Consider the following 17,172-nt stretch of genomic DNA (forward strand, 5'->3'; position numbering starts at 1 on the left):
TCAAGCAACTTAAAATTGAACTGTGGATAGTATGTACAAAGCTGCAATTAATTCTAATAGTTTTTTGTTTTTCTAACCTCTTTATACTTATTCATCTAAATAGGAAATACAGCCCCTTTTTTGACTTGAAATCAAAAAAACATATTATTTTTTTCTCTTTTGCTTGGAAATGTACTGTCTCTTTTACTAAAGTATAAAACTCAATGATAAGGAGAAGAAAGATGAATGAAAAGAATTCGCCTCCTTCGAAAAGTTTCCTAAACGCAGATGATCGTTCTTTTTTATTGAATTCGCGTGCTTTTGCACCTTTGTTTTGGAGCCAATTTTTCGCTGCTTTTAACGACAATTTTGTTAAAAATACTTTGGTTTTTCTCATTATCACATGTAGTACTTTAGAATACCAACCAAGTCTTATTAGCTTAACAAATGGCGTTTTTTCACTTCCTTATCTTTTATTTTCTGCAACAGGAGGCCAATTAGCTGATTGCTTTAGTAAAGCAAAGGTAGCTCGTTTGATTAAATTCTTTACTCTCTTTATTGCTTTAGCAACCGCGGGCTCTCTTTTTCTATCTTCTATCACTTTGCTGATGATATGTTTATTCCTTTTTAGTTCTGCTTCAGCACTTTTTGGACCTATTAAGTATGCAACATTACCAGATCATATGGCAAAATCTCACTTACCACGTGCCAATGCATGGATGGAAACAGCAACATTTATTGCTATTTTATTAGGAACATTGTTGGCTGGCCTTAGTTTCGATTTTCAAGACCAAACACAAATTATTCCAGCAATCATTATAATAACTTTTGCTCTATTTTCTTGGGCTACAAGCTGCTTTATGCCAGAAAACATTCCTGTACAATCGAACTTTATTGTTGACTATAACATCATACGTGCCACTAAATCTATTCTTAAACACTGTATCCAAGAAAAGCGCTTACTGATTGTAAGCCTTATGATCTCGTGGTTTTGGTTTATAGGTGCCACATTACTATCCATCATTCCAATACTCACTGCTTCTCTCAATTGCCTTCCCAATGGAACTATCATGTTTTTAACATTGTTTTCCATTTTTGCTGCTGTTGGTTCTGCGATGGTGGCTTGGCTTTCAGCGGAACGAATTAATTTATTATTAGCAGTTATAGGAACTTTTATCTTTGGCCTTGTTTGTCTAGACTTAAGTGTTGTTCTGAACGATATTTATCCCAAATTAAAAGCTGAAAAGCTTATTGATTTCCTTTCTCATCCGAAATTATTGCATATTACGTTTGATTTTGCCTTGGCAGCAATTTCAAGTACTTTTCTTGTTGTTCCTGGATTTTCTGCACTGCAAGCTTGGGCTAAACCTCATAAACGCGCACGTGTTATTGCTGCTAATAACATCCTCAATGCTGCTATTATGGTTATTGGAGCAGGTATTATCACTTTTATCCAATATCTTGGTGCTTCAATTGATAAAATCGTTCTTATTCTTAGTATCAGCTCTTTCATAACTGCAATTGCTACGCTAAAATATTTGCCTACGGATTCTCTTCGCGACTTTATTTTTATTTTTTTCCGATTATTTTTTCGTTTAGAAATCAAAGGGATAAAAAATCTTTCCAAAGCTGGGAAATCCCCCATTCTTGCTTTTAACCATCTCTCTTTTCTCAATGTTTTTCTGGCTCTCGCTCTTTGTGAAATAATAAACTTGCGAAACCCAGTTATTGTTATTGACGCTCATACTGCAAAACTTTGGTGGATGCGTCCGTTTGCTAAATATATAAATGCTTATCCTACCGATCTCACTAAACCGTTCACAAATCGCTATTTTATAAACACCCTACTACAAAAGAAACCTGTGGTTGTTTTTCTAGAAAAAAATATCTCTGTGACGAAATATTTCATGAAGACTTCTGAAAAGAGCACCATTATCATTGATAAAGCAAAAGTGGTTCCTATTAAAATTTATGGTTTTAAAAAATCTTTTTTTTCAAATTTTTCTGATATTCATAAACGCCGTAAGCTTTTTCCTAAAATAACAGTTGTCATCTATAAGCCTGTTGATTTTAATACGGTATAAAAAGTCTTGCCTACCACTTAACTTACTGGCAAATAATTGTTTTATATCGTCTTTTTAATTTCAGAATTAAAGTGATCAATTTATTCAAAAATTCATTAGATATTCTCATAATCATAGGGTGTGTACAAATACTATTAAAGTTTCTCTTACTTAAAGACAGTGGATTCATGAGGGGAGGAGACGAATAAAAATATTAAAAATCTTATAAACACTATAAATTATGAATTATATTCTTAACTCTTATAAATTCCTTTTAGCTCTAAAAACTGCTGCCCTTACCCTAAATATCATGAACATTTTGCTGACTACCAATGATACTATGCAAAAAACAAATTTCTGATATTTGCGCATTAAGCAAACATTACTAAAATAACTTCTCTCACTTTGTAAAAATTTACTAAAAAGACTCAATTTTCTCGATCAAACATCTTCTTTCATTACCAATTTTTAAGGTTTCTTGCCAAGAGAAGTCTCTTGTAATTTTAAAATAAATCTCCATAATAAGGAAAGGTATGCTGGAATTTCGCCAGCGGCGCCTGGAGTTTTTTGTATATGCTAAATAATGGCTTATACAAAATTGCTGTTATCTGTTATAATGACAGGGATTCTTTTAAACTCCAAAATCTGGCGGAACATATACTAAAGGACTTTATATTATGGCTGATTTCAAAAATTTACGTTCGGCGTCTGTTTCCCATGCCGATGCATCAATTGATCTAGGACTGCGCAGTTATATGCTGGGTGTCTATAATACAATGGCCATTGGTTTGCTTATTACAGCCGCTGCTGCTTATGCAGTTGCATCATTAGCAATGACAACAGATATGAGCCAGGCAGCCGCTCAAATCAATAGCAGTGTTTACTTAACTCCCTTTGGAGTAACGTTTTATACATCGCCGCTTTCTTACATTGTTATGTTTGCACCACTTGTGGCGGTATTTTTCCTTAGTTTCAAAATAAACACTTTGAGTACAAGTGCAGCCCGTAGCCTCTTTTTTGGTTATGCTGCTCTCGTTGGATTCTCCCTATCTTCGATTGTTTTGCGTTATACAACGGAAAGTATTGTACAAACCTTTGTTATTACCGCAGCATCTTTTGGTGCTCTTTCACTTTATGGTTACACGACAAAGCGTGATCTTACAGCAATGGGATCATTCTTTTTTATAGGGTTGGTCGGTTTGATGCTTTCCATGTTTGTGAATATCTTTCTGGCATCAAGTGCCTTGCAATTTGCTATCTCCGTGATTGGCGTACTGATCTTCGCTGGTCTAACCGCTTACGATACACAGAGTATTAAGTTGATGTATTATGAAGGAGATCAAGGCGATACAAAGGGGCGTAAAATTATTATGGGAGCTCTGAGTCTTTACCTTGATTTTATCAATATGTTTGTCTTTTTGCTGCAGTTTCTCGGCTCAAACCGTGACTGATTGCAAAAAACAGCGCCTCATTGAAAAACCTTGTTTCTTAAAAGAAACAAGGTTTTTTTGTTTTTAACGCAAACTTTTATTTTTCCCTCTTGATGCACCAACCTTCATAAAATGACAAAAATGCCTTACAAGCAAAGATTTTCTCGTTTCTCCGCATTGATCCAGCAAAAACTTCCTCGCTCTTTTTTAAATGCTATCCATAATCATTCGCGTCATCAGGAAAATACAATCAATCAGAACAATCATTACGATCTTACCGTTGCATCCTATAATGTTCATAAATGTGTCGGTATTGATAAAATTTTTAATCCTACGCGTATCGTACGTGTTATTACTGAACTCCAAGTTGATATTCTTGCTCTTCAAGAAGTAGATAAACGTTTTGGTGAACGCGTTGGTTTGATTGATCTTCAACTATTAAAAAACCAAACAGGTCTTACTCGAGTACCCTTAAATACCATGTCACCTGATGGTCATGGCTGGCACGGTAATGCTCTTTTTGTGCGAAAAGGACATGTACGTGATATTTTACAAATCACGCTTCCTGGGATTGAACCACGTGGTGCTGTGATTGTAGAGCTAGAAATGGACGTAGGTCTTATTCGTATTATTGCCGCTCATTTCGGCTTATTACGTCACTCTCGCAATCAACAAACTAAAACGCTTCTTGCTCTTCTGCAAAAACGCTCTCTCATGCCCACACTCCTCATTGGTGATTTTAATGAATGGCGAACAGGAAAAGGTTCCTCTTTAAAGCATTTTTCTTCCTATTTTGATAGCACATTTGGAACTGTACCAAGTTTTCCTTCTCGCTTTCCTTTTCTCGCTCTTGATAGAATTTTTGCTTTTCCTCATCAATTAGTGACAAATATTGAAAATCATTATTCACCGCTTTCACGCATTGCCTCAGATCATTTGCCTATTAAAGCTTATCTTGACCTTGCCAATGCAATGACCATTCTTAAAAACAAAATAAACGAAAAAGACTAATGTGCTTCATCCCAATTTTGTGCAACCATGACTTTTACTTCAAGGGGTACTGATAAAGAGAGAACAGGCATTGTGGCATTTTCCATAACCTTTTTAACAACAGACATGGTTTTCTCACTCTCGTCTTCTGGTACCTCAAAAATCAGTTCATCATGCACTTGCAGTAACATTTTTGCTGACAATTTCTCTTTTTGCAAAGCATCTTCCATGTGAATCATGGCACGGCGAATAATATCTGCCGCCGACCCTTGAATCGGTGCATTAATAGCAGCGCGCTCATTAAAAGAACGAACTTGTAGATTCGCTGCTTTTATTTCTGGATAATGGATACGACGTCCAAAAATTGTTTCTACATAACCATTTTGACGTGCAAAGATTTTTGTTGTTTCCATATAGTCTTTAATTCCTGGAAACCTTTCAAAGTAGAGCTGAATATAACGCCCCGCTTCCTGCCGTGAAAGACCCAATTGGTTGGCTAATCCAAAAGCTGAAATGCCATAAATAATACCAAAATTAATCGCTTTTGCACGCCGTCGTACGTCTGATGGCATTCCCTCTATTGCTACTCCAAACATTTGTGATGCTGTTATAGCGTGAATATCCTGCCCCTTAGCAAAGGCTTCTTTTAATGCCTTGATATCGGCAATATGTGCAAGAATACGCAATTCAATTTGACTATAATCTGCCGAAAGCAAGACATAACCTTTTGGAGCAACAAAAGCTGTGCGAATTTTACGTCCCTCAGTCGTCCGTACTGGAATATTTTGCAAGTTTGGTTCTGATGATGATAACCGCCCCGTTGATGTTGTTGCTAAAGAATAATTCGTATGAACCCGCCCTGTTTTTGATAAAATATAAGAGGGTAAAGCATCTGTATAAGTCGATTTTAGTTTTGCAAGTTGACGCCAATCTATAATTTTACGTGGTAAAACATGACCTTCAGCTGCTAATTCCTCTAAGGTTTGTGCAGAAGTTGACCACTGTCCGCCCTTAGTTTTAGCTCCGCCAGGTAATCCCATTTTACCAAAAAGGACATCACCTAATTGCTTTGGTGAAGCAATATTAAATTTCTCATCTGCCAGCTGATAAATTTCCTCTTCTAAAATAGCAGCAGCTTGCGCTAATTCTCCTGAAAGACGCAACAGAATCTGTCTATCAACAAGAATGCCACGTTCTTCCATTCTTGCAAGAACTTCTATCAGTGGTCTATCAAGACGTTCATAAATTTTCGTCATTCCTTGAGAGACAAGTTGTGGTTTTAAAACTTGCCACAACCGAAGTGTTACATCCGCATCCTCGGCAGCATAAAGCGTTGCCTGTTGTAAATCTACCTCTGCAAAAGAAGTAATCTTTTTTCCGTTATATGTTAAATCCTTGTAGGCAATAGGTTTGTGTCCAAGCCAACGCTTAGATAAATCGTCCATATTATGTGTTAGTGTTCCTGCATCTAAAGCATAGGACAACAGCATGGTGTCATCAAAACAGCGCATCACGATACCATATTGTTTCATCACTAACCAATCATACTTTATATTCTGACCAATTTTTAAAATTGCTTGATTTTCTAAGAGTGGTTTTAAAAGTGCCAAAGCCTTCTCGGTTTCAATCTGCAGGGCAATACGCCCCCCTCCCAAAAGATCATCTCCCCCTTCCACATGTTCAAGAGGTATATAAGCTGCTTTTTCCGGTTGTAATGCCAATGAAAAGCCAACAAGCTTTGCTTGCATGGGATCAAGAGATGTTGTTTCAGTATCAAATGCAAAAAAGCCTTGCTCTTCTGCTTGCCATAACCATTCTTGCAAAATTTTTTCATCAAGAATCGTTGTATAAGCGTCTCTTGTAATTTTTTGAGTTAATGCTTGATCTTTACGTTTTTCTGCTAACTGCTGGGGAGAGTTCTCTGAAAAATTATGGGGAAGTGCACTATCTTCTTTTTTTGTATCAGAATCACGCTCATACTCAGGCTTTTCCCACTCAACATCTATATCAATCGCATCAATAGCTGATGCCACACATGTTGTTGCTTCTGCCACACGACGCGTGAGTGTTGAAAATTCCATAGCTTTAAGAAAACCAATTAAACGTGGACCATCTTGGGGTTCCAAAATGAAATCATCTAAATCATTGTCTACAGGGACATCTATTTTAAGACGAACAAGCTCACGAGAAATTTTAGCTTGTTCACTATATGCTTGAATATTTTCACGCCGTTTTGTTTGTTTAATTTCTGTCACACGCTCTAACAAAAGATCAAGAGAATCAAATTGATCTAGTAATTGAGCAGCAATTTTGGGACCAATGCCTGGAATACCTGGTATATTATCCGTTGTATCTCCAATCAAAGCTTGCAAATCAATCATTTTTTCAGGTGTAACACCCCATTTTTCTATAACTTCAGAAATACCTATATGTTTGTCTTTCATTCCATCATACAAAGAGACATACGTATTTACGAGTTGCATAAGATCTTTATCCGAAGAAATAATGGTTGTTTTTGCTCCAGCCTTTGTTGCCAATGTTGCATAGGTGGCAATTAAATCATCTGCTTCAAATCCTTCCTTTTCTATACAAGGCAAATTAAAAGCCTTTGTGGCTTGGCGTATTAATGCAAATTGAGGAACAAGATCTTCAGGTGGTTTTTCCCGATTGGCTTTATATTGTGGATAAATTTGTTTTCGAAAAGTATCAGATGAATAGTCAAAAATAACCGCAAAATGTGTTGGAACAACACCCGTAGCGGTGTCGCGTGCATCACAGAGCAATTTCCACAGCATATTACAAAAACCAGCTACAGCTCCTACAGGAAGTCCATCCTTTTTACGCTTTAAAGGCGGTAAAGCATAATAAGCACGAAAAATATAGCCCGATCCATCAACCAAAAAAAGATGATCTGTTGCTTTCATGATAATTTTATTTCTCCATTTCAGCCTAAAAATAATGCACTCTTATACATTTTTTTTGCTCTTATGATAAAATTTATAAAGCTGCCTCTAAAAAGCCATTTTTTGTTTTCATAAAGTATGAAGTCGTTACACTTTATATTCGGTACCTAGAGCTTTTCTTTGCTGTTACAGGATATAATAGCTTTCATTTTGCTCCTCCTATGATAGCTGAGGTACGATGTAGCGACAAGGTCGTTGTGGTGTTCCCCTCCCCACAACGACCATTTTTTTAGAGTTTTTTTCTTAAATTTTTGGACAATTTCTTTAGGAAAAAGAGAGAAGCTATTCAGGGATTTTGAAGTCATTCCACAGAGCTTTTTCTCCTATTTTTCTGATAAAATCAGCATGCATAGTTTTTTCTTGTGTGCTTAATCTTGAAGGTAAGGGCTGTGGACGACTTTTAATAGCATAAAGGGCGTCTTTATTGTTTTTTATATCCTCATCATCCCTTTTCTTGTTATTAAAACCTAATACTCCCTGTTTGCCACCAATGAGTTCAATATAAACATCGGCGAGAATCTCCGCATCAAGTAAAGCACCATGAAGAACACGATGACTATTATCAATTCCAAAACGTTTGCACAAAATATCAAGAGAATTAGGACCCATAGGAAATTTACGCCGAGCCATAGCCAATGTATCAAGAATATTATCAACACTGATAAGCGGTTTATTTGCTCGTCCTAATTCTGCATTAAGAAAGCCAATATCAAAACTTGCATTATGGGCAATCATTGTTGCACCATTGATAAATTCCAAAAATTCATCAGCAATATCACTAAAACTTTTTTCATTCTTTAAGCGTTCATTGGTCAATCCATGAATTGCTACAACTTCATCAGGAATAATGACACCTTGAGGATTCAAATAAACATGAAAGCGGTTTCCCGTAAGATAACGATCAACCATCTCCACACAACCAATTTCGATTATGCGATCTTTCTCTTTATCTAAACCTGTTGTTTCTGTATCAAAAATAATTTCACGCATGACTTTCATTCTTTAGTAAATTTTTTATCACGTAAAAAACTTGTTCACGTGTATTCTCTAAATCTTTTCCTGTATTAATAACAAAATCAGCACGTTTATGTTTTTCTTCATCAGACATTTGCCTAGCATTAATAAAGGTAAATTTTTCTTCATTCATATTTTGTCGAATCATTGCACGTTCTTTTTGTATTGCTCTTGGTGCAGAGACAACAACAACACTGTCTACACGTTTTTCACCATTTGTTTCAAAAAGAAGTGGAATTTCAAGAACAACTAATTTTTTTCCCTGTTGGTGAGCTATCTCAATGAATTCTTCTTCCTCTTTCTGCACTAAAGGATGTATTATTTTTTCTAAGGTTTCTAATTTCTCATGATCTTTTATCAAAATTTCAGAAAGTTTTAGGCGATTAACCTTACCATCCTCAACAACACTAGGAAATATACGTGCTATCAGCGATACAGCCGGTTCACTCTTATAAAGTTTGTGTACTGCATCATCAGCGCTAAAAACAGGAATACCCGCTTGTTTGAAAAAATTAGCAACTGTGGATTTTCCCATAGCAATTGACCCGGTCAGCCCTATGATTTTCATTCTGCCTTTTCACCCATATCCTGTAAAATTGCTGTTCGTAATGCCTTTGTAACCTCAGGTCTTATTCCAAACCATCGTTCAAAACCGAAAACAGCTTGATGCAAAAGCATACCAAGTCCATCAACAGTCCTTAAACCATGCGCTTTTGCTTGTTGTAGAAAAGGTGTTATTAACGGCGTATAAACAATATCTGTTACCAATGCCGTTGCTTTTATGTTATGAAAATCGCAAAAAACAGAATCCGTTTTTTTCTCATGAGAGTTTTTCATACCTAAAGAGGTCGTGTTGACAATTAAATCAGCTTGGTAAAGTATTTTATCTATATTCTGCCAATCGTGAACTTCAACAGGTTTTCCGAAATGTTGTGCTAAATTTTCTGCACGCCCCTTTGTACGATTAACCAAGCAAATACGTTCAAATCCACGTTTTTTTAAGGCGTAGAGAACAGCACGTGCTGCACCACCTGCACCAAAAATAAGCGCTGTTTCCCCTCCCCAATCAGGAGCATAATCATCAAGATTAGCACTAAAACCATAAGCATCACTATTGGTGGCGCAAAGTTTATCTCCTTCATACCAAAGCGTATTAACAGCACCAATCATTGTTGCTACATCATCTTTATAATTCGTTAAATGAAAAGCTTCCTGTTTATGGGGTATAGTGATATTCCCTCCACAAAAACCTTTTCTTTTTATAGATGTGAAAAAATCTCTAAATTTTTCAGAGCTTACTTCCTGTGCTAGATATTCACCTTGTAGATTATATTGTTTAAGCCAAAAATTATGAATTTTTGGTGATTTTGAATGATGAATAGGAGTACCTACAACAAAGGCCCGTGGAATGAGTTCTTCTTTATAGTTTATTGTAAAATCAACCATCAATTACCCCTAAATGACGCAGTTTTATGAGTAACGGCAATAAAGGTAAACCAATAATGGTAAAAAAATCTCCATCAATTTTATCAAAAAGATGGATTCCTTCTCCTTCAATTTGATAAACTCCAACACTGTTTAAAACATCTGTTCCAACACGTGCTAAATAACGTTCAATGAATTCTGATGAGAGAGGACGTACTGACATATGTGCACTAAAAGCTTCTGTCCAAATTTCTTGCCCATTGTGAAATAAAGACACTGCACTATGAAGAGAATGAGTTTCTCCTGATAAATCACATAAACGCTGATATGCTTCCCTTCTACTTGTGACTTTATGAAAAACTTGGCCTCTCAAATCAAGAACTTGATCACACCCAATGACAAAAGCATTGGAAAAACGATCAGAAACATTTTTTGCTTTTGCACTTGCAAGAAAACAACTGAGTTCTTTAGGTGTCTTTGTTTTTGCTGTTTTTTCTTCCTCTCTTTCATCAAAAGAGGCCCCTTCAATAAAAAAAATTAAACCCGCTTTTTTTAACAATTGCGCACGATAAGAACTAAGAGATGCTAATATTAACCTATCTGTTGCCATGGGATTCTTTCATTTTCTTTCACGAAATCGCGACAAAAGTTCAAATACAGCGGCTGCTGTTTCTTCAATAGAGCGCCTTGTAACATCAATAATAGGCCAACCAAAACGTTCGCAAATGCGCTTTGCATAAGTTAATTCTTCAGCGATACTCATACGATTCGTATAACTTTCAATGGCAAAATTATCTCCTAAATGTCTATTTTGACGAATATGTGAGATTCTTTCAGCGGAAGCAATTAAACCGATTATCAAAGTATTCTTTGCCTCCAAGAGAGCTTCCGGTAAATCAATACCTGAAATAAGAGGAATATTAGCTGTCTTTATTCCACGATTTGCTAAATAAATGCTGGTTGGTGTTTTAGAGGTTCTTGAAATTCCAACAAGAATTACATCAGCATTCGATAAATCATTGGAACATTGTCCATCATCATGTTCTATTGTAAAATCTAGCGCCTCAATACGACGAAAATAATCTGCATTAAGATCATGCTGCGCACTGGCACGCAAATTTATTGGTGTTCCAAGATAAGACTGAAAAGCATCCAAAACAGGATGTAATATATCTATACAAGGAACTTTCATTGTTTCACACCTTCTCTTAAGAAGGAGCTTAATTTTTTTATCAATAATTGTGTAAAGAACAATACCAGGTTCTTGTTGTATCTCATCAAGAGCTCTTTGTAACTGTATTTCATTACGAATCATCGGATAAATATGTTCTGTTGCTTGACTCATTGTATATTGGGATGCAACAGCTCTTCCCACAGAGATTAACGTTTCCCCTGTTGCATCAGAAAGCATGTGCAAATGAAAGAGTTTTTTTTCTTTTGTCACAAAAATATTAACTCCTTGTTAACAAATGTGTATATATGCTTGGTCCTTTTCATAAAACTAAAATTTAGAAAAAAATATCAATTTTTATGCACAAATTGAACAGTTGTGATATTTTATCTCCTCTTATGAGGAAAGTATGGGGATAATACCTTTAACGTAATGTTATATCTGTTTTTTTATTTTTTTTATTTGTGGATAAAATTGAGGATAAATAAAGTATAATTAATAATTCACATTAAACACAGACTCTAATAAGAACAATCACATCTTTTAAAATCTATTTAATAAAGAAATAACTGTAAAAAAATAAAAATGATTTTTAATATTTGATTATTAATGATATAGAAATTATATTGATTTAGTTTAATAATTCTTAAATAGATTTTAATTATATAAATCTATTTAAAAATATTTTTTAAAAATTTTTCATATTAGAAATTTTCAATTTACGTAATTGATTTTTTATACATTTATTTCCTCATCTATAAAAGTAATTGATATAAATGGTGCTTGCAGATTTTTAAAATTTGTGTACAATACTTTTTTCTTAGATAAGAATATTCCATTCTCGAGATTTTCCGTAAATTAATTCAAGAACAATTCTCCATCACTTAAAGAGCATATTTCATGCAAGAAATGAAACTACAAGAACTAAAAAGTAAAAATCCCGTTGAACTTGTTTCTTTTGCTGAAACATTAGAAGTTGAAAATGCTTCCTTGATGCGCAAACAAGAATTAATGTTTGCTATTTTGAAAAAACTTGCATCGCAAGATGTAGAAATTATCGGAGAAGGAGTTGTTGAAGTTTTACAAGATGGATTTGGATTTTTACGATCTGCCGATGCTAATTATCTTCCAGGACCAGATGATATTTATCTTTCACCTGCACAAATTCAATCTTTTTCTTTAAAAACAGGTGATACTGTTGAGGGGCCTATACGGAGTCCAAAAGAAGGAGAGCGTTATTTTGCTCTTCTTAAAATTAATACAATTAATTTTGAATATCCTGAGAAAATTCGCTATAAAATCCATTTTGATAATCTCACTCCCCTTTATTCGAATGAACGTTTTCAAATGGAAATACAAGATCCTACAGAGAAGGATATGTCATCACGGGTGATTGATTTGATATCTCCATTGGGAAAAGGTCAGAGAGGACTCATTGTAGCACCTCCTCGGACAGGAAAAACGGTTTTACTTCAGAATATTGCACATTCTATTACCACTAATCATCCTGAATGTTATCTTATAGTTCTTTTAATTGATGAACGACCAGAAGAAGTAACTGATATGCAACGTTCTGTAAAAGGAGAAGTTGTTTCTTCTACCTTTGATGAACCAGCAATACGTCATGTGCAAGTAGCTGAGATGGTTATTGAAAAAGCAAAACGTCTTGTTGAATATGGGCGTGATGTCGTTATCCTTCTTGATTCTATTACACGTCTTGGGCGTGCCTATAATACGGTTGTTCCTTCATCAGGTAAGGTTTTGACAGGTGGTGTGGATGCAAATGCTCTACAGCGTCCTAAACGTTTTTTTGGTGCAGCACGCAATATTGAAGAAGGTGGATCTTTAACGATTATTGCAACGGCTTTGATTGATACTGGTAGTCGTATGGATGAGGTTATTTTCGAAGAATTTAAAGGAACAGGTAATTCGGAAATTGTTCTTGATCGTAAAGTTGCAGATAAACGTATTTTTCCTGCTATGGATATTCTAAAATCAGGAACGCGTAAGGAAGAGCTTTTAGTAGCACGACAAGATTTGCACAAAATCTTTGTACTTCGTCGTATTTTAGCACCCATGAATGTAACGGATGCAATTGAATTTTTAATTGATAAATTAAAACAAACAAAAAACAATAGTGAATTTTTTGATTCAATGAATACGTAGAAGTATTATTTTTTGATTAGGATATATCCTGTGGATACAATCTTTGCTGTTTCGAGTGGATTGTTGCCTTCAGGGGTTGCGGTCATTCGACTTTCTGGTCCTGATGTTGTGGAGGTTGTTAATGCGCTTTGTGGTTGTTTACCCAAAGCACGATTTATGCATTATGGAAATCTCACAGCGCGTGATGGTAGCTTTTTAGATGCTGCTTTGACTGTTTTCTTCCCTGCTCCTCATAGTTTTACAGGAGAAGATTGTGCGGAATTCCATTTGCATGGAGGAAAAGCGGTTGTAAATCGTTTTCTCGATGAATTATCTACATTTTCTGGATGTCGTCTTGCAGAGGCAGGTGAATTTTCTCGTCGTGCTTTTGTGGAGGGGAAATTAGATCTTGTTCAAGCAGAAGGTCTTGCTGATTTAATAGAAGCAGAAACGGAAAGTCAAAGACGTTTGGCGGTTATGGGTGCTAATGGGCATTTAACAGCACTTTATCGCAATTGGCGCCATAAACTTATGAAGGCACGTGCTTTTATTGAGGCAGAGCTTGATTTTTCTGATGAAGCTGATGTTCCAAATTCGTTATCTGATAAAGTTTGGAAAGATTTGGAAGATTTTTGTAGTTCTCTTAAAAAACATATTGATGATGGAGAACGTGCTAGTATTTTACGTGATGGATTGAAAATTGTTATTGCTGGTGCTCCTAATTCTGGAAAATCAAGCATCATAAATCGTTTAGCTGGAAAACCTGTTGCTATTGTGACAGATGAAGCAGGGACAACACGTGATGCTTTAGAAATGAGGCTTGTTTTTGGTGGTTTACCAGTTTTTTTGACAGATACTGCTGGTTTTAGAGAAACAGAAAACAAAATTGAGCAATTGGGAATAGAAGTTGCAAAGCAGCATGTTAAGGATGCTGATTTGGTTATTTTGGTTTACGATATGGCAAAGCCAAAGGAAATTGAATTACCAGAAACTTCAGCTGAAATATGGCGTGTTGGTAATAAACTTGATCTTTATAAAGAAAATAGAGCAAATTTTTTTATACAGTTTTCTGCATCAACAGGTTTAAACTTTGATTGTTTTATAAAAGAGCTTGAATCATTTTGTTCACGTCGTGCTTCTGAAATTGGTAATCTTGTGCCAGCACGTAAAAGACAAATTCAGTTGTTAAAAGAGGCTGTTAAAGAAATAGAGGCTTCTATAAATTATCAATCTCTTGATCTCAGTTTACGTGCAGAACATCTTCGTCGTGCCAGTGATTTTCTTGGAAAAATTACAGGAGATATAGATGTTGAGGATTTACTTGATATTATTTTTTCAGAATTTTGTATTGGCAAATAATGATTCACGTGAAACATTGATTATTTGATAGACAGATTTTAAAGATTATGTATTTTATATATTCTGTTTCACGTGAAACTTGACAGTAAGATTCTTTATGGAATGAGTCCTAATGCACTCGTATGATGTTATTGTTGTTGGTGGTGGTCATGCTGGCTGTGAGGCAGCGTATGCTTCAGCACGTGCTGGAGCACGGACAGCTCTTGTTACACATAAAATATCGGCATTGGGAACAATGTCTTGTAATCCTGCTATTGGTGGGCTTGGAAAAGGGCATCTGGTTCGTGAAATAGATGCTTTGGATGGTCTTATGGGACGCGCAGCAGATGCATCTGGAATTCAATTTAGACTTCTTAATCGACGGAAAGGACCAGCAGTAAGAGGACCACGTACTCAAGCTGATCGACAGCTCTATAAAGAAGCTATTCAAAATCTCTTGCAAGAACAAGAAAATCTTATTCTCATTGAAGATGAGGCTGTTGATTTGATTGTTAAAGATAAGAGTATTTCAGGTATTGTTTTAAAAAAACAAGGGACTTTTTTTTCTGGTGCTGTTGTTTTAACAACAGGAACATTTTTAAATGGTCTTATTCATATTGGTGATAAAACATGGAGGGCGGGACGTATGGGAGATCAGTCAAGTGTTCAACTTGCTGAACGCTTGAAAAGTTATAATATAAAACTTGGAAGATTAAAAACAGGAACGCCTGCACGCCTTAGTAAAAAAACAATTCGTTGGGAATCTCTAGCAAAACAGCAAGCTGATGAATATCCAGTTCCCTTCTCTCTTTTGACAGAAAAAATTAAGCAGCCACAAATTGAATGTGCAATAACACGGACAAATGCACAAACACATCAAATTATTCGTGAAAATATTCATCGTTCTGCGTTATATTCTGGAAATATTGAAGGACTAGGTCCGCGCTATTGTCCTTCTATTGAAGATAAAATTGTTAAATTTGGAGAACGTGATGGACATCAGATTTTTCTGGAACCAGAAGGATTAAATGATGATACTATTTATCCAAATGGGCTCTCTACTTCTCTTCCTGAGGATGTACAAATCTCTTTATTGCGAAGTATTGAGGGATTAGAAAATGTAACAATTTTACAATCTGGTTATGCTATTGAATATGATTTTGTTAATCCACAACAGTTGACTAAAACTTTAGAGTTACGCTGTTTACCGGGTTTATTTTTAGCGGGGCAAATTAATGGTACAACAGGATATGAGGAAGCAGCGGCACAGGGGCTTTTGGCTGGATTAAATGCTGCACATAAGGTTGGTGGGTTAGATGAAATAATGATAAGTCGTTCTACAGCTTATATTGGTGTGATGGTCGATGATTTGGTTTCACGTGGAGTTTGTGAACCTTATAGAATGTTTACATCACGGGCTGAATTTCGTTTGTCTTTGCGATCTGATAATGCTGATATTCGTTTAACGCCTTTAGCACAGCAATGCGGTATTGTCAGTAAAGTACGTTGGGACTGTTATCAGAAAAAACAACAACGTCTTGATCAAGCACGGTCATTATGTCAAGAGCTTTTTTTAACACCTAATGAAGCATCTGCTCATGGATTACAAATAAATCGGGATGGTGTTCGGCGTTCGGCTTATGATCTTCTTGCTTACCCTCATATGAGTTTAGAGCGTCTTTCACATTTTTGGCCACAATTACAGTCAATTGACTCTAAAACCGTTGAAGCTTTAGAAATTGAAGCACAATATGCTGTTTATTTAGAAAAACAAGCACAAGATATTGTAGCTCTTCAGCGGGATGAACGTTTAGAAATTCCCTCCTCTCTTGATATTCAGTCAATTTCTGGTCTTTCAAATGAGCTCAAAACAAAAATTCAGGAAATTTCTCCGCGTTCAATTGCTGATGCACAAAAAATTGATGGTATGACACCCGCAGCATTGTCGCTTATTATTACATATATTCAACGTCAACGACGTGAAAAGGCTAAAACAGCTTAATGAATCTTTCTACAGAACGAAAATATAAAGCACTCTTAGAGATCGTTCCTTCTGTTTCACGTGAAACGATGGAAAATTTAATACAATTTGAGGCTTTAATAATGCAGTGGAATAAGCATATTAATTTAATATCCACTGCAACAATACCTCTTTTGTGGATACGTCATATTTTAGATTCAGCACAAATCTATCCTTTATACAGCGATTTTCTGCATTGGTGTGACCTTGGATCAGGTGGTGGATTTCCCGCAATCGTAATTGCTATTTTTTTGAAAGAAAAAAACAGAGGACATATTGATCTTGTTGAAAGTAATGGAAAAAAAGTTGCTTTTTTACGAACAGTTATTGCTGAGCTTAATCTTCCAGCAACAGTTTATCACTGTAGAATTGAGGATGTGTACAAAAAAATAGCAAGACCAGAAATTATAACAGCACGGGGATTGGCTTCACTTGATAAGCTTTTATGTCTTATTTTTCCTTTATTAACACAAAAAACAAGAGCTGTTTTGCAAAAAGGACGGGATTACTCTACAGAAATAAAAAAAGCCTCTGCCAATTGGCAGTTTGATCTGCTAAAACATAAAAGTAAAATTGATGAAAGTTCTGTTATTTTAGAAATTTCTCATCTTCGATCATGTAGAGGGTAAAGCAA

13 protein-coding genes are annotated in these 17,172 nt (G+C 35.6%); 7 read left to right on the forward strand and 6 right to left on the reverse strand.

Annotated elements, in window-relative coordinates:
- Positions 1–221: 221 nt before the first annotated feature.
- The 3 genes from PVV69_RS01595 to PVV69_RS01605 all read left to right on the forward strand — a co-directional run bounded on the left by PVV69_RS01595 (position 222) and on the right by PVV69_RS01605 (position 4,483).
- Positions 222–2,063 (forward strand): MFS transporter, encoded by a 1,842-nt coding sequence (locus PVV69_RS01595; protein ID WP_273756200.1) that lies wholly within the window; start codon positions 222–224, stop codon positions 2,061–2,063.
- Positions 2,064–2,719: 656 nt separating this feature from the next.
- Complete coding sequence (locus PVV69_RS01600; RefSeq protein WP_273756201.1) at positions 2,720–3,493, forward strand: Bax inhibitor-1/YccA family protein; 774 nt, start codon at positions 2,720–2,722, stop codon at positions 3,491–3,493.
- Between the two features lie 111 nt (positions 3,494–3,604).
- Positions 3,605–4,483 carry an endonuclease/exonuclease/phosphatase family protein gene (locus PVV69_RS01605; RefSeq protein WP_273756202.1) on the forward strand — a complete coding sequence of 293 codons (879 nt, stop codon included), beginning with the start codon at positions 3,605–3,607 and terminating at the stop codon, positions 4,481–4,483.
- Here the strand turns inward: PVV69_RS01605 and polA are convergent.
- The 6 genes from polA to PVV69_RS01635 form a co-directional block, all read right to left on the reverse strand.
- Positions 4,480–7,386 (reverse strand): DNA polymerase I, encoded by a 2,907-nt coding sequence (gene polA, locus PVV69_RS01610; RefSeq protein WP_273756203.1) that lies wholly within the window; start codon positions 7,384–7,386, stop codon positions 4,480–4,482. The two genes, PVV69_RS01605 and polA, sit on opposite strands and share 4 nt — an antisense overlap.
- 321 nt (positions 7,387–7,707) lie before the next feature.
- On the reverse strand, positions 7,708–8,415 hold the full coding sequence (dnaQ, locus tag PVV69_RS01615) for a DNA polymerase III subunit epsilon (protein ID WP_273719660.1): 708 nt from the start codon (positions 8,413–8,415) through the stop codon (positions 7,708–7,710).
- Positions 8,408–9,007: a dephospho-CoA kinase gene (coaE, locus tag PVV69_RS01620; protein WP_273756204.1), complete on the reverse strand. Its 600-nt coding sequence runs from the start codon at positions 9,005–9,007 to the stop codon at positions 8,408–8,410. The genes dnaQ and coaE overlap by 8 nt, the downstream gene beginning before the upstream one ends.
- Positions 9,004–9,885 carry a shikimate dehydrogenase gene (locus tag PVV69_RS01625; RefSeq protein ID WP_273756205.1) on the reverse strand — a complete coding sequence of 294 codons (882 nt, stop codon included), beginning with the start codon at positions 9,883–9,885 and terminating at the stop codon, positions 9,004–9,006. Before PVV69_RS01625 ends, coaE begins: the two co-directional genes overlap by 4 nt.
- Positions 9,878–10,474 carry a Maf family nucleotide pyrophosphatase gene (locus PVV69_RS01630; RefSeq protein ID WP_273756206.1) on the reverse strand — a complete coding sequence of 199 codons (597 nt, stop codon included), beginning with the start codon at positions 10,472–10,474 and terminating at the stop codon, positions 9,878–9,880. The genes PVV69_RS01625 and PVV69_RS01630 overlap by 8 nt, the downstream gene beginning before the upstream one ends.
- 9 nt (positions 10,475–10,483) lie before the next feature.
- The gene (locus tag PVV69_RS01635; RefSeq protein WP_273756207.1) at positions 10,484–11,308 is read right to left on the reverse strand and encodes a pyruvate, water dikinase regulatory protein; all 825 of its coding nucleotides are present in this window, start codon (positions 11,306–11,308) and stop codon (positions 10,484–10,486) included.
- Positions 11,309–11,935: 627 nt separating this feature from the next.
- On the opposite strand from PVV69_RS01635, the gene rho reads away from it, so the two are divergent.
- The 4 genes from rho to rsmG all read left to right on the forward strand — a co-directional run bounded on the left by rho (position 11,936) and on the right by rsmG (position 17,167).
- Positions 11,936–13,201 carry a transcription termination factor Rho gene (gene rho, locus PVV69_RS01640; RefSeq protein WP_273719665.1) on the forward strand — a complete coding sequence of 422 codons (1,266 nt, stop codon included), beginning with the start codon at positions 11,936–11,938 and terminating at the stop codon, positions 13,199–13,201.
- A gap of 30 nt (positions 13,202–13,231) precedes the next feature.
- Positions 13,232–14,539 (forward strand): tRNA uridine-5-carboxymethylaminomethyl(34) synthesis GTPase MnmE, encoded by a 1,308-nt coding sequence (mnmE, locus tag PVV69_RS01645; protein WP_273756208.1) that lies wholly within the window; start codon positions 13,232–13,234, stop codon positions 14,537–14,539.
- 112 nt (positions 14,540–14,651) lie between these two features.
- Positions 14,652–16,520 (forward strand): tRNA uridine-5-carboxymethylaminomethyl(34) synthesis enzyme MnmG, encoded by a 1,869-nt coding sequence (gene mnmG, locus PVV69_RS01650; protein ID WP_273756209.1) that lies wholly within the window; start codon positions 14,652–14,654, stop codon positions 16,518–16,520.
- The gene (gene rsmG, locus PVV69_RS01655; protein ID WP_273756210.1) at positions 16,520–17,167 is read left to right on the forward strand and encodes a 16S rRNA (guanine(527)-N(7))-methyltransferase RsmG; all 648 of its coding nucleotides are present in this window, start codon (positions 16,520–16,522) and stop codon (positions 17,165–17,167) included. Before mnmG ends, rsmG begins: the two co-directional genes overlap by 1 nt.
- Positions 17,168–17,172 lie beyond the last annotated feature (5 nt).

Origin of the sequence: Bartonella sp. MM73XJBT (assembly GCF_028618465.1) — a bacterium.
Lineage (GTDB): Bacteria > Pseudomonadota > Alphaproteobacteria > Rhizobiales > Rhizobiaceae > Bartonella.